The sequence below is a fragment of the Brevibacterium senegalense genome (assembly GCF_000285835.1).
Classification (GTDB): Bacteria; Actinomycetota; Actinomycetes; order Actinomycetales; family Brevibacteriaceae; genus Brevibacterium; species Brevibacterium senegalense.
Genome location: NZ_HE978601.1, coordinates 30337 through 43314, shown reverse-complemented (window position 1 = coordinate 43314; position 12978 = coordinate 30337). Strand labels below are relative to the sequence as shown.

The 12978-nt window shown below is 69.9% G+C and carries 9 protein-coding genes and 1 other RNA gene; 8 read left to right on the top strand and 2 right to left on the bottom strand.

The genetic code is table 11. The annotated features are described in order from the left end of the window. Window positions 1-8 precede the first annotated feature (8 nt). The 4 genes from HGBR_RS03310 to HGBR_RS19295 all read left to right on the top strand — a co-directional run bounded on the left by HGBR_RS03310 (window position 9) and on the right by HGBR_RS19295 (window position 2900). Window positions 9-1262, top strand: coding sequence for a M23 family metallopeptidase (locus tag HGBR_RS03310; protein WP_026077292.1), 1254 nt, complete (start codon window positions 9-11; stop codon window positions 1260-1262). A gap of 163 nt (window positions 1263-1425) precedes the next feature. Then, entirely contained in the window at window positions 1426-1899 is a 474-nt protein-coding gene (gene smpB, locus HGBR_RS03305) for an SsrA-binding protein SmpB (protein ID WP_019157903.1), read from the top strand. A 142-nt stretch (window positions 1900-2041) separates the two neighbouring features. Then, window positions 2042-2416, top strand: a transfer-messenger RNA (tmRNA) gene (gene ssrA, locus HGBR_RS19300). Window positions 2417-2708: 292 nt separating this feature from the next. After that, window positions 2709-2900: an Rv0909 family putative TA system antitoxin gene (locus HGBR_RS19295; protein WP_083882707.1), complete on the top strand. Its 192-nt coding sequence runs from the start codon at window positions 2709-2711 to the stop codon at window positions 2898-2900. A 258-nt stretch (window positions 2901-3158) separates the two neighbouring features. Here the strand turns inward: HGBR_RS19295 and HGBR_RS18650 are convergent, their stop codons facing one another. After that, entirely contained in the window at window positions 3159-4901 is a 1743-nt protein-coding gene (locus HGBR_RS18650; protein ID WP_019157901.1) for an HNH endonuclease signature motif containing protein, read from the bottom strand. A 386-nt stretch (window positions 4902-5287) separates the two neighbouring features. Between HGBR_RS18650 and HGBR_RS16230 the strand changes: the two genes are divergently transcribed. Next, on the top strand, window positions 5288-6172 hold the full coding sequence (locus HGBR_RS16230; protein ID WP_019157900.1) for a serine hydrolase: 885 nt from the start codon (window positions 5288-5290) through the stop codon (window positions 6170-6172). Window positions 6173-6312: 140 nt separating this feature from the next. Here HGBR_RS16230 and HGBR_RS16225 read toward each other — a convergent pair whose 3' ends face one another. Next, window positions 6313-8616, bottom strand: a complete 2304-nt coding sequence (locus HGBR_RS16225) for a transketolase-like TK C-terminal-containing protein (RefSeq protein ID WP_019157899.1) — start codon at window positions 8614-8616, stop codon at window positions 6313-6315. A gap of 411 nt (window positions 8617-9027) precedes the next feature. On the opposite strand from HGBR_RS16225, the gene HGBR_RS03280 reads away from it, so the two are divergent. From HGBR_RS03280 to exaC, 3 genes are all read left to right on the top strand, one after another. Further along, complete coding sequence (locus HGBR_RS03280; protein WP_040364653.1) at window positions 9028-9540, top strand: Lrp/AsnC family transcriptional regulator; 513 nt, start codon at window positions 9028-9030, stop codon at window positions 9538-9540. 188 nt (window positions 9541-9728) lie between these two features. Then, the gene (locus tag HGBR_RS16220) at window positions 9729-11156 is read left to right on the top strand and encodes a GAF domain-containing protein (protein ID WP_019157897.1); all 1428 of its coding nucleotides are present in this window, start codon (window positions 9729-9731) and stop codon (window positions 11154-11156) included. Between the two features lie 163 nt (window positions 11157-11319). Then, a complete protein-coding gene (gene exaC, locus HGBR_RS03270; RefSeq protein ID WP_019157896.1) occupies window positions 11320-12843 on the top strand; it encodes an acetaldehyde dehydrogenase ExaC in 1524 nt (507 codons plus the stop codon). The last annotated feature ends 135 nt before the right edge of the window (window positions 12844-12978 follow it).

Below are 12978 nucleotides of genomic sequence, written 5' to 3'. Positions count from 1 at the left end.
TCGTCTCCATGCTGAAGTCTCCTCGCAGCGCGCGCGCCCGGGTCCTCGCGGTGCTCGCGTCCCTCTTCGTGCTCGTGCTGCTGGCGCCCACGTCGCCGGGACTGGCGAATCCGCAGGACGAGAAGTCCTCGGTCGACGAGCGCGTGGAGGAGCTCCAGCGGGAGCACGAGGGGCTCAGCGAGGAGCTGGCCCGCGTCGTGGCGGAGCTGGAGGACGCCGAGGACCGCATGCCGGATGCCGAGGACGCCGTCACCGCCGCGTCCGACGAGCTGGCGGAGGCGGAGCGCAAGGACGAGGAGCTGGCCGCCCGCCTCACCTCCGCGGAGAACGCGGAGAAGGAGCTGCAGACGCAGATCGACGACGGCACCGACCAGATCGAGGACTCGGAGCAGGCGGTCGTGGGCGTGGCCCGGCGGGCCTACCAGAACTCCGGTGTGACCAGCGATCTCGCGATGCTGCTGCAGATGGCGGAGAGTGACAACGGCCTGGACGGCCTCACCCGCGTCGACTCCGCCGTGCGCTCCCAGCAGCGGACGATCACGCAGCTGGGCGAGCAGCGTGCGGCGAACGTGAGCAGCCAGAACCGCCTCGACGCGATCGCGGAGGAGATCTCGGATCTCAAGGACGAGGCCGCCGAGGTCGTGCTCGAGAAGGAGGCCGCGGAGGCCGCCGCTGTGGAGGCGAAGTCGTCCCTGGACGACCTGATCTCTCAGAAGGATTCCGCTGCGCAGACGATCGAGGACAACCAGGCTGCGACCGCGGAGGAGCTGCGGAAGCAGAAGGAGGAGCAGGAGCGACTGGCGGACGAGATCCGCGAGTGGCAGGAGGACAACGGCGACGGGAACCGGACGCTGCCGGGAGACGGGTTCCTCAAGAACCCCGCGCCCGGACATCCGATCACGTCGCAGTACGGATGGCGCACGCACCCCATCTCCGGGACGCGGCGCATGCACACGGGCACGGACTTCGGCGTGCCGTGCGGTCAGCCGGTCTACGCGGCGGCGGACGGAGTGGTGGTCTCCAGCGGCGTCGCGGGAGGCTACGGCAACCGGGTCGTCCTGTCGCATGGGAAGTCGAACGGCGCCAGCATCGCGACGACCTACAACCACAACACGCGGAACGTCGTGCGCGCGGGACAGAGCGTCAGCGAGGGCGACACCGTCGCCATGGCGGGCACGACGGGTTCGTCGACGGGTTGCCACCTGCACTTCGAAGTCATGGTGGACGGGTCGTACGTCGACCCGATGGACTGGATCTCCTGACCTCACGGGCGTCCTCGTCTCACAGTGGGGATCTGATGGCGGGTCATCGCCTCCCCGCGTGGCGGCGCCTGCGGTAGACTGGATCGTTCGCTCAGGGGACCGGTCATCCAGAACGCGCATGACCGGACCATGTGTCAGCCCAGTCAGTCGAGAGGAGGGGCTCGTGCCCAAGGACACCGGACGGAAGTCGATCGCGCGCAATCGGAAGGCGCTGCACGAATATCACATCGAGGACACCTATGAAGCGGGCCTCGTCCTCACCGGCACAGAGGTCAAGTCGCTGCGCGAGGGGCGTGCCAACCTCACGGACGGGTTCGCCCTCATCTTCCAGGGGGAGGCGTGGCTGGAGCACGTGTTCATCCCTGAGTACGCGCAGGGCACGTGGACGAATCATTCGGCGCGCCGGCGTCGCAAGCTGCTGCTGCACAAGCAGGAGATCCTCAAGATCTCGCAGAAGATCAAGGAGTCCGGCAAGACGCTGGTGCCGTTGGAGCTGTACTTCGACGGATCGCGGGTGAAGGTCGAGATCGCGATCGCGAAGGGCAAGAAGGACTGGGACAAGCGTCAGGCCCTGCGTGAGAAGCAGGACAAGCGCGAAGCCGAGCGCGCGATGAAGTCGAGCCTGCGCCGCAGGTGACCCGGACGCCCGCGCGGGCGGCGCGGGAATACGAATGGCTGACGGCGCGTTGCGCGGTGTACAGTGGTTCTTCCGGCTCTGGTCTGGATCAGGGTCGGGAGGTGTCGGGCTCCACTCGGTGGGGCCGATGGCAACTGAATAGGGGGATGATCGGTTTCGACGCCGGCTGTTGAGCCGGGAGAAGCGGGCCGAGAACGCAGAGTCAACTCGTTAATGTCCTCTGCAAACCAATAGGTGCTGAATCCAAGACTCGCACCGATTTCGCCCTCGCTGCCTGATAGCGAGCTGAGCGAATCCGTCAGCCCGGGGTAGCTTCCGCTCCGGATCCTGGCGTCAGCTAGGAAGCCACTGCTGCACGCACATGTCGGGGGTGCGTGCGGGACTTTCACTCGACTCCGTCCGTTGGTCTACGTGTTCGTGCGGTGGCCAGGACCTAAGAAACTCTTCACGGACTGCGCCCGGAGAAGACCCGGCGATTCGTCGACGGACGCGGGTTCGATTCCCGCCATCTCCACAACCCCCTGGACCCCTACGATCCGCATTCCGGTGCGGACCGTAGGGGTCTTCTTCGTGTCCGGATCGGTGCGCGCCCAGGGTCCGCACACGGCACGTGCCGCGACCGGGAACTCCCCCTACATTGCATACCGACGCGTTCCGGCCACCCCGCTGTTCAGCTCCACCGCTCTCGTCGACGGCCTTCCTCGCTCCCGCCGAGCGCTGGTCGCTCCCGTCGTCTCTGCAGCCGTCTCACCGGATCGCCGCAGGCCCCACGGATAGTGTCTCCTCCACATCACGAGCGAGGGGGAGACATGGGCGCAGGAGACATCATGCGAGGACTGCGCCGCGCACTGCGGGGAGACAAGGGCCGGCAGGTGCTCGACCGCGCCGAGGACGCGGCGAGGAGGGCCGCCGGGTCGAAGCATGAGGACAAGATCCGAAAGGCCCGACGGGCCGCGGACAGGGCGATCGGCGGAGACGACGATCCGCGGACGCGTCGATAGATCTGGATGGGGAGACCGGGAACACCCGTCAGATCAGGCACGCCTGATTCACGAATCCGTCGGCTGGCTTTGTGGCCAGCCGACGGCTCTGCATTCAGTCGAGAACCGCCGCTCGACACTCCGAACCCATGACGCGACTCGTCGAACCCGTTGCTCGATTCGCCTACCGCGACGCTCGGCTCACCGCCCCCGCCCCCGCCCCCGTTCCCGGACGCACCTCACCCACCGCGCCCGGCGTGCCCCAGCCCCGCGTCCGCACTAGGTGGTGTCGAGGAGAGTGGGCGGGAGGTCGAGCAGAGCCGCGCGGAAGCGGGAGTGGAAGAGGAGCCGCTGCTGCGGGTCGATGCTGCGGGGCGGCTTCCAAGCTGGCAGCCCGCGGTGGAATCGGGTGGTCCACCCGGTGCGCTCGTGCCAGCGATGGTGGAACGGGCAGACGAGGGTGAGGTTGTCGACGGTGGTCTCGCCACCCTGGGAATAGGGGATCATGTGGTGGGCCTCGCACCAGTGGGGCGGTGCGTTGCAGTCGGGGAATGTGCAGCCCTGGTCGCGGGCGGTGAGGACGGCGATCTGGGTACGGTTGGCGAACCTGCCCTGCGAATGGATTTCGACGGTGCGGCCTTCTCCATCGGCGACGTGGGTGAAGGTCTGTGCCGCGGTGGACCATTTCTCGAGGTCCTTGAGCGTGATGGGCCCACCGAACTGCGTGGCGAGGGTGCGACGCGGATTCGTCAGGTCGTCGGGGGTGGCGGAGACGACGAGTGCGTGGTCGGCACCGTGGAGGACGCGTTCGCGCGTGACGGAGCGCAGCAGGAACGCGAGGCGGTCGTGGCGGGCGACACCGGGAGGGGGTCGATCGATGCCCGGGTTGCATTGGGTGTTGAGGTGCCCGTCCTCGTGGACTCCGTTGCCGAAGTGAGGCGCGTCGCCACCGGTGGTGTGGGACGAAGCGCCGGTGGCGACGCTGTGGGTCGCATCAGTGTGGTCGTTGTAGAACTCGTCGGGGAGGAAGCGCTCGCCGGAGAATGAACCGGCGTCGTCTGCAGCCGCAGAGTCTCCGGCGCCTCGTGCGCCCGCTGCCGCAGTGCCCTCGGAGACTCCCTCGCCCGTGGCTTGGCGAGTAGTGGCTCCCGCTCCGTCATCGGAGACTCCGCCCACTGCGGCGGTGCGGTCCGCAGTGAGGGAACGGACCACGACGGGGATGAGGGCGTCGTCCTTCATCCGTCCCATCAGCAGTGCCTGCAGTGTCGTCCCCGTGGGGGAATCCAACAGGCCGGACAGTTTCCAGTCACCATTGGCCTGCTGATTGAGCGTCACCGTGTACGCCATCGGGTCGGTCTCGTACTGGGGCAGTTTCCCATCGGGGTCGATGTGCTCGATGATGCGCTGGCTGAGCTTCGGGATGTCCTTGACGCGGACCGTGGGGGAGAGGTCGACGAGGGTCTTCTCGATCTGGTGCGCGTGCTGCGCTTTGACGGTGGGCGGCAGGTCGTCGACGGCCTTGCAGAGGGTGCGGGCCTCGTCCGAGGAGAGGCGGCCTTCCGCGAAGTTCCGCGCGATCGCCGGCCGCAGGGGTGCGAGCGGCTCGCCGGTGGTGGAGACGCGGTCGGTGAGGTTGGTGCTGAGCTGGGTCCGACGGCGTGCCTCGTGCGAGGGGATACGGAACTCGCCCTCGAGGAGCTGGACGACGCTGCGGTAGCCGTGCGCGGTGGGATCTCCCACCTGCTCGTAGTGCGCGAGGAGGTCGGTGGAGAGGCGCTCGACGTGCCGACGAGCCTGCTCGAGCGCTTTGAGCCCGGCGAGTGCCTCCTGGGCGCCCAGCGACCGGTGGCCTGCCGCATCGGCGACGACTGTGTCGAGGGTGTCGAGGAGGTCGACGTAATGCGGTGCGCGACCGGAGAGGACGTCACGATCGTGGTGGGAGAAGGCCGTGCGGAAGCGCGGGCCGGGCGCGGGCTCTTCACCCGAACCCTGCGTCCGGTCATGTCCTGGATGCGTCGTCATCGTGTTCACCTCCCGCCGTGGCTGGAGTGGGGATTAGCGGCTTGGCGTCACTGCCGAGCCGAGACGTTCGATTCCGTATGGGAACAGTTTATTCGAACGAGCGCGCGAAAACCAGGGGTGGCGGGAAATTTGTGCCGATCAGGTCCGCTTTCTGTCAATCGGGCACGTTTGTGCTGATGAGGAGGTGCTCACTATGCGTCACAGGATTGTGTGTCGGAGGGCGTCAGTCGCTTTTCTGCGCGTAGAAGGGCTGCCGTCCGCAGGGTCGCAGTCGCCGGTGGCCCACCTGCGCCAGTGGGCGCATCTCGTTCGCGAGGCGACCCACCTGCGTGATGCGACCCACCTCCCACGTGAGAGGCCCTGCCTGCTGCGCAATACTGAGGGGCATGAGTCCCTGGCCCACCCCGGCGTCCCCGCAGCCGTCCCTCTCGCATCGGTGCGATGGCCCTACCCACCCCACCTCAGTCGAGGGCCACGCCGTCACCTGGTCGATCGCCGTCGTCGACCTCGACACCGGACAGCCGCTCCTCACCCATGACGCGGACCGCGTGCTCCCCACCGCCAGCATGGGCAAGGTGCTGCTCCTCCTCGAGGTCCTGAAGCAGGCAGAGGCCGGCCGCCTCGACCTGGCCGCGCCCCTGCCGATCGCCCCCGCCCACGAGGTCGCCGACTCCGGCCTCCTCCACCTCTTCCTCGACCGCACCGTCACCGTCGAGGACGCGTGCCTGCTGGTCGCGGCGGTGAGCGACAACCTCGCGACGAACGCCCTGGCCGACCTCTGCGGACTGGACGCGGTGCGCGCGACGGGAGGGGACCTCGGGCTCGCACACACCGCGTTCCTCGACGCGATCCGCGACGAGCGCGGACCCCAGCACCCATCGGCGCCCTCCTGCGGCAGCGCCCGCGAGCTGGCCCACCTCTTCGCGCTCCTCCACGCCGGGGAGGCCGTCTCGCCGACCGTCTCCGCGCGCGTGCTCGAACTGCTGGCCGCCGGCGCGGACACGTCGATGGTCGCGGGCGGCCTCCACCTCGACCCGCTGGCCCACCGCGACCCGGACGGCGGGGTGCTGCTGCGGCACAAGACCGGTCACGACGCGGGCGTCCGTGCTGATGCCGGCGTCGTCATCGGCCCCGCCGCGGCCCTGTCCTACGCGGTCCTCGCGCAGTGGTCACCGGACGCGGACGCCGGACCCACCCCCGTGCGCGTCGCCGTTGAGGCCCACATGCGAGCCCTGGGCTCTGCGATGCTGGCGCACGTCCTCGACGACTGACGCCGCCGAGGCCGGGGCCGGGTCGGTCTGCCGTCGTCGGCTCCTGCCTCGGGCTTGGTCCTGAACCCAGCTCCGGCCTCGGTCCTGGTTCCCGGCTCCGCCAGTCGCCCGTCGCGGTCGCTCAGGTGACCGCGGCCTCCTCACTTCTGCGCGGCGTCCAGTGCCGCGCGCACGATCGCGTCCGCGTCGATGCCGTGGTGACGGTGGACGTCCGCGATGTCGCCGGACTGGCCGAATTCGCTCACGCCCAGTGCGATGTGGTCGACGCGATTGATCGTCGCCAGGAACGACAGGGAGTGCGGGTGCCCGTCCAGCACCGTCACCATCGGCCGGGCGCGCGAGGCCGGGAACACCTGGTCGAGGATCCAGCTGTTCTCCGCAGTGACCCCGGACCGGCGTGACGCCTGCAGCGCGCGGAACACCAGTCCGGGACTCGTGAGGCAGACGACGTCCACCGGTGTGCCCTGCTGCTCCAGGCGGCCGGCGGCGGCCAGGACCTCCGGCATCATCGCGCCCATGCCCACGAGCGTCGCCTGCGGAGCCTCCGCCGCGCGCAGCAGGTACCCTCCGGCCACCGCCTGCTCGCGCCTGCGCGCCCGTGCTGCGGGGTCCTCGGGCACCGCCGCCAGCGCCTGGTCGATGCCCCGGGTCGACAGGCGCAGGTACGAGGACGCCCCGTCCGGCCGCCCCAGCCGGGAGATCGCGTGCAGGAGGACCCACTCGAGGTCCTGCGCGAAGGCGGGCTCGTACGCCAGCAGCCCCGGCACCTCGATCCCGGTCGACGGCGTCGTGATCGACTGATGGGCGCCGCCTTCCGGAGCGAGTGTCACGCCCGAGGGTGTGCCCACCAGGATCGACTGGCCACCCGCGTACATGCCGAACGTCCAGGGCTCCAGCGCTCGGTTCACGAACGGGTCGTACAGGACTCCGATCGGATACAGCGGCTCGCCCCACCGGCTCCACGTCGCGCCCAGCTCGCCCAGCAGCCCCACGAGGTTCGTCTCCGCGATCCCCAGCTCCATGTGCTGGCCGTGGGCGGACTCGTTCCACTGGAGGATCGTCTCGCGGTCGTCGGCGAACCAGTTGGGCGCCTGCGCGGCGCTCCAGGCGCCCACCTTGTTGACCCAGCCGCCCAGGTTCGTCGTCGACGACACGTCCGGGCTCACGGTCACGACGCGTCGGGCAGTCTCCGGCGACTGGCGGCTCAGGTCCATGAGCGCGCGCCCCAGCGCCGCCTGCGTGGAGGTCGTCCCGCGGTGCGCGCGGCCCAGGTCGAGGGTGAGCGCAGGCGCGGGAGCGGGCGGGTAGTCGGGTCGGCGCAGGCGCTCTGCGGCCCGGGCGACGAGGTCCCCGGCCTCCGTGCCCTCGTCGAAGCGGGTCCACGGCGCGGTCGCATCCTGGCCGTGCAGACGAGCCAGCTCCTCGTACTCCTCCTGGCTCAGCAATGCGGAGTGGTTCTGCGGATGCCCCGAACTGGGCAGGCCGTGCCCCTTGATCGTGTAGGCGATGAGCGCCGTGGGTCGGGTGTCGTCGATGCGGGCGAAGGCGTCCAGCAGGGTGGGGATGTCGTGCCCGCCCAGATTGCGGATCGCCGCCAGCAGCGTCTCGTCGTCGAGGCCGGCGATGAGTTCCCGCAGAGCTTCCGCGCCCTCGCCCGTGCCGGGCAGGCGCTCGCGGACCTCGTCCGCACTGCAGCGCAGCAGCCGCTGGTATTCGGGGTTCGACATCGCGAGGATCCGCTCGCGCAGGTGCGCGCCGCCGGGCCGGGCGAACAGGTCCTCGAGGAGACGACCGAACCGCACGGTGATGACCTGCCAGCCGGCGGCCTCGAACATGGATTCGATGCGGCCCGCGGCGATGTCGGGGACGACGCGGTCCAGCGACTGGCGGTTGAGGTCGATGATCCACACGATCTCGCCCAGGTGCTTGACGGCCGGATCGACGACCGCCTCCCACACCGCGCCCTCGTCCAGCTCCGCATCACCCACCAGTGAGTACTGGCGGCCGCCGCCCACGGGGCGCAGCACGGTGTCGACGTAGCGGCGCGCCATCGCACCCCAGATGGGGGTGGTCGCGCCGATGCCCACGGAACCCGTCGAGTAGTCGGCGGGGACCGGATCCTTCGTCCGGCTGGGGTACGACTGGAGTCCGCCGTACTGGCGCAGCGTCGTGAGGTGCGCTTCGTCGAGGTCGCCCAGCAGGTGGTTGATCGCGTGCCAGACCGGCCCGGCGTGGGGCTTGACACTCACGCGGTCGTCGCGGGTGAGGGTCGTGAACCACAGAGCGGTCATGATCGTGGAGATCGAGGCGCACGACGCCTGGTGGCCGCCCACCTTGAGCCCGGACTCGTTGGGGCGGACCCGGTTGGCGTGGTGGATGATCGACGTCGACAGCCAGAGCACGCGGCGCTGGATCTCGTCGAGGACTGCGGACTGCGAATGCACGGTGGCCTCCGTCTGGCGAGGAGTGTGGGGCCGGTGACTCTCCGGAACGCGGGGAGCGCGGGGGAGGGGCCGACCCGGTGGCGGGGATGGTGCACCGGGCCGGCGGACCGGCCTCTGCGGCTGCCGGCGGTTGTGCCGACGGGGACGAAGAGCTGTCCCGGAGCTGCTGCCGACGGATCTGTCGTGCGCACTGCGGCGAGGATGGTGCCGCTTGAGGACAGACACAACCAGGACACCGCACAACGCTCAAGCGCAGATGGCAACATTGAGCGATATGCTCGAATCCACTGACAGTGGGTGCGCTCGAAGTGATGGAATCGATGCATCGTCGGAACTCCGACGGCGGGGGAGGGGCGTGACCACGTGGCACGCGAGAACGGACCGACCGATGCTGCACGACCGCCGGCGGACATGACGACTGCGCCGGCCCGGCGCGCGGCGGACGCGCTCGACGCGCGTCTCCTGCTGGAGCTCGTGAAGGACCCGCGCGCGACGATCGCCGGCCTGGCGCATCGGCTGTCCGTCGCGCGCAACACCGCGCACGCGCGGGTCAACCGGCTCGAGGCCCAGGCCCTCCACCCGATCGATCACCGCATCGACCCCGCCGCGCTGGGCTACCCGCTGCGCGCTTACATCCTCGCGAACCTCAAGCAGCGCCGGCTCGACGAGGTGGGCGAGGCACTGGCCCAGGTGCCCGAGGTCCTCGAGGTCCTGGGCGTCGCGGGACCCGGCGACACCCTCATCCAGGTGGTCGCACAGGACGCGGACGACCTCTACCGCATCGCCGGGCGGATCCTCGCGATCCCCGGGGTCAAGCGCACGCGCACCTTCCTCGTCATGCGGCACATGGTGCCTTACCGGGCGACCCCGCTGCTCACGCGACTGCGCGATGCGGCGGACCGGCGGCGCGACCCCGCGCGCTGACCCCGCCGACTCGCCGTTCACACCCGCCCGCCGTTCACACCCGCCTGCCGTTCGCGCCCATCCGCCGCCCGCCCGGCGAACCAGCCGTGGAACGCCGCAGGGATGTCGACTAGTCTTCGCAGGAACGGGCCGGTTCCATCCGGTCGCAGGGACGGGTCGACGAGGACCGTGTGAAAGGCCGCCGCACCATGCAGACGTCACGCGCGGCGGGCGAGAGCGTTCTCGCCCGCGAGTACCAGCGCGTCGTCACGCGCGCGTTCAGCACGCTGTCCCAGGCCCAGGAGGACGCCGGGCTGGAGGCGGTCCGCCGCATCGTCTCGGACTCCTGGCAGCGCTCCCTCAGCGCGCTCCCGCCCACCGGCCGCGACAGCGCGCAGGTGGGACTCGACACGGACGAGCTCCGTCGCCTGCGCACGGAGGGCCCGCTGGCCCGCGCCCTCCCCATCGTCCGCCGCCTCCTCATCGAGCCGGCGCGGGACACGGGCCTGGTCGTCGCGATCGGCGACGCGCAGGGCCGCCTGCTCTGGGTCGAGGGCGATCACCAGTCGCTGCGACGCACCGAGTCGATGGGCTTCGCGGTGGGGGCGGACTGGTCGGAGACGGCGATGGGGACCTCGGCGCCGGGGATCGTCGTCGCGACCGGGGCGCCGGCCTCCGTCGCGCAGGCCGAGCACTTCTCTCCCGTCGTCCGCGAGTGGAGCTGCACCGCCGTGCCCCTCGTCGACCCGCATACCCGCGCCCTCATGGGCGTCCTCGACATCACGGGCGGCGACGAGGCCGTCTCGCCGCTCAGCCTCCCGCTCCTCACCGCTGCGGCGGCCGCGATCGAGGCCGAGCTCGCTCAACCCGGTCCGGACCCGGACACCACGACGACCGTCTTCACCGGCGTCTCCTTCGGCGACCGGTCGGCGCCCGTGGACGGCCCGCTGCCGGCTGACCTCCCGCCAGCGGGTGCCACCGCTCCTCTCGACCACACTGCGCCGGAACCCGCCGCCCTGCGGCCCGTCGTGCGGGTGGCCGGATCGGGTGCGCCCACGGTGACTCGCGACGGGCGGGAGCGGCAGATCGGGCTGCGGCACGCGGAGATCCTCACCCTCCTCGACTGGCACGACGACGGTCTCACGGGGCCGCAGCTGGGTGAGATGGCCTACGAGGAGGCGCCCGAGGCCGCGACCGTGCGGGTCGAGATGCACCGGCTGCGGCGGGTGCTGGGGGAGGCCGCCGGCGGAGAGGTCGAGCTGGCGTCGCGACCGTACCGGCTGGTGGGGACTCAGGGCCGGGAGCGGGCGCCGCTCACGGACGCGCGGGCCGCGCACGACGCCCTCACCGACGGCGATGTCGTCACGGCCGTGCGACTGTGCCGAGGTCTGGTGCTGCCGTCGTCGACCGCGCCGGAGATCGAGGTCATCCGCACCGCCCTGGCGACCTCCCTGCGCGAGGCAGTCCTCCAGTTCGCGGACCACGACCTCCTCTGGACGTACCTGCGCCGGCAGGACGCCCAGGACGACCAGGACGCGTGGATGCTGGCACTGCGGCTGCTGCCGGCCGATGACGTGCGCAGAGCCGCCGCCGTCGCTCGCCTCGATGCGATCGACGCGGAGAACGCGGCGGGCTGACTCACTCGCGCAACGGCACATGTGACCTGCGCAACGTTCGTGCAACGGGCCTCGTCCTAGGCTGGAGCCACAGCCCGGCGGGACGGTGACGGACACCCGCTCACCTCGCAGACCCGGCCGGGGCGATCGGACGCACACTGACGTGCAGAAGAAGGAGACAGCCATGGCCGTCTACGCGCAGCCCGGAACATCCGGAGCGCTCGTCGATTTCAAGCCCCGCTACGAGAACTGGATCGGCGGCGAATGGGTGCCCCCGGTCAAGGGCGAGTACTTCGAGAACATCACCCCCGTCACCGGCAAGGTCTTCACGGAGGTCGCCCGCTCCACCGCGGAGGACATCGAGCTCGCCCTCGACGCCGCGCACAAGGCGGCACCCACCTGGAACAAGACCACCCCCGCCGAGCGCGCCCTGCTGCTCAACCGCATCGCCGACCGCCTCGAGGAGAACCTCGAGAAGATGGCCGTCGCAGAGACCTGGGACAACGGCAAGGCCATCCGCGAGCCGCTCGCAGCCGACCTGCCGCTGGCCGTCGACCACTTCCGCTACTTCGCCGGCGCCATCCGCGCGCAGGAGGGCGGCCTCTCTCAGATCGACGAGGACACCGTCGCCTACCACTTCCACGAGCCACTGGGCGTGGTCGGCCAGATCATCCCCTGGAACTTTCCCGTCCTCATGGCCGTCTGGAAGCTGGCACCCGCGCTGGCCGCCGGCAACTGCGTCGTCCTCAAGCCCGCCGAGCAGACACCCGTGTCGATCCTCGTGCTCATCGAGCTGCTGTCCGACATCATCCCGCCCGGCGTGGTCAACATCGTCAACGGCTTCGGCGCGGAGGCCGGCAAGCCGCTGGCCTCGAACAAGCGGATCTCCAAGATCGCGTTCACCGGTGAGACGACCACGGGCCGTCTCATCATGCAGTACGCCTCGCAGAACATCATCCCCGTCACCCTGGAGCTGGGCGGCAAGAGCCCCAACATCTTCTTCGACGACATCGCGCAGGAGAAGGACGCCTTCTACGACAAGGCGCTCGAGGGCTATGCGATGTTCAGCCTCAACCAGGGCGAGGTCTGCACCTGCCCGTCCCGCGCGCTCGTCCAGTCCAGCATGTACGACACCTTCATGGCCGACGCGATCGAACGCGTGCGGGCCACCAAGCAGGGCAACCCGCTGGACACGGACACCCAGATCGGTGCGCAGGCCTCGAACGATCAGTTCGAGAAGATCATGTCCTACCTGGACATCGGCAAGCAGGAGGGCGCGAAGGTCCTCATCGGCGGGGAGAAGACGGACCTGGGCGGCGACCTCAGCGGCGGCTTCTACGTCACCCCCACCGTCTTCGAGGGCACCAACGACATGCGGATCTTCCAGGAGGAGATCTTCGGCCCCGTCGTCGCGACCACGCAGTTCAAGGACTACGACGACGCGATGTCCATCGCCAACGACACCCTCTACGGCCTCGGCGCCGGTGTGTGGGCCCGCAGCGGCACCACCGCCTACCGCGCCGGCCGGCAGATCCAGGCCGGCCGCGTCTGGGTGAACAACTACCACTCCTACCCGGCGCACGCCGCGTTCGGCGGCTACAAGTCCTCGGGCATCGGTCGTGAGAACCACCTCATGATGCTCGACCACTACCAGCAGACGAAGAACCTGCTGGTCAGCTACAGCAACAACGCGCAGGGCTTCTTCTGATCCACACCTAGGAACACCCGCTGTACCAGGGCCGGGCGGTCCTCCGCCCGGCCCTGTGCTGTCCCAAAACCGACCCGAACCGACTCATCCCGACCGGAATCCACACCCCCGCGCACGCGTCTCAGCGTCGAGAAC

Excerpts from the sequence above, each read along its gene's own strand:
- exaC (WP_019157896.1), top strand. The coding sequence starts at position 11,320 with ATGGCCGTCTACGCGCAGCCCGGAACATCCGGAGCGCTCGTCGATTTC.
- HGBR_RS18650 (WP_019157901.1), bottom strand. The coding sequence starts at position 4,901 with ATGACGACGCATCCAGGACATGACCGGACGCAGGGTTCGGGTGAAGAG.
- HGBR_RS16230 (WP_019157900.1), top strand. The coding sequence starts at position 5,288 with ATGAGTCCCTGGCCCACCCCGGCGTCCCCGCAGCCGTCCCTCTCGCAT.
- HGBR_RS19295 (WP_083882707.1), top strand. The coding sequence starts at position 2,709 with ATGGGCGCAGGAGACATCATGCGAGGACTGCGCCGCGCACTGCGGGGA.
- HGBR_RS03310 (WP_026077292.1), top strand. The coding sequence starts at position 9 with ATGCTGAAGTCTCCTCGCAGCGCGCGCGCCCGGGTCCTCGCGGTGCTC.
- HGBR_RS16220 (WP_019157897.1), top strand. The coding sequence starts at position 9,729 with ATGCAGACGTCACGCGCGGCGGGCGAGAGCGTTCTCGCCCGCGAGTAC.
- HGBR_RS03280 (WP_040364653.1), top strand. The coding sequence starts at position 9,028 with ATGACGACTGCGCCGGCCCGGCGCGCGGCGGACGCGCTCGACGCGCGT.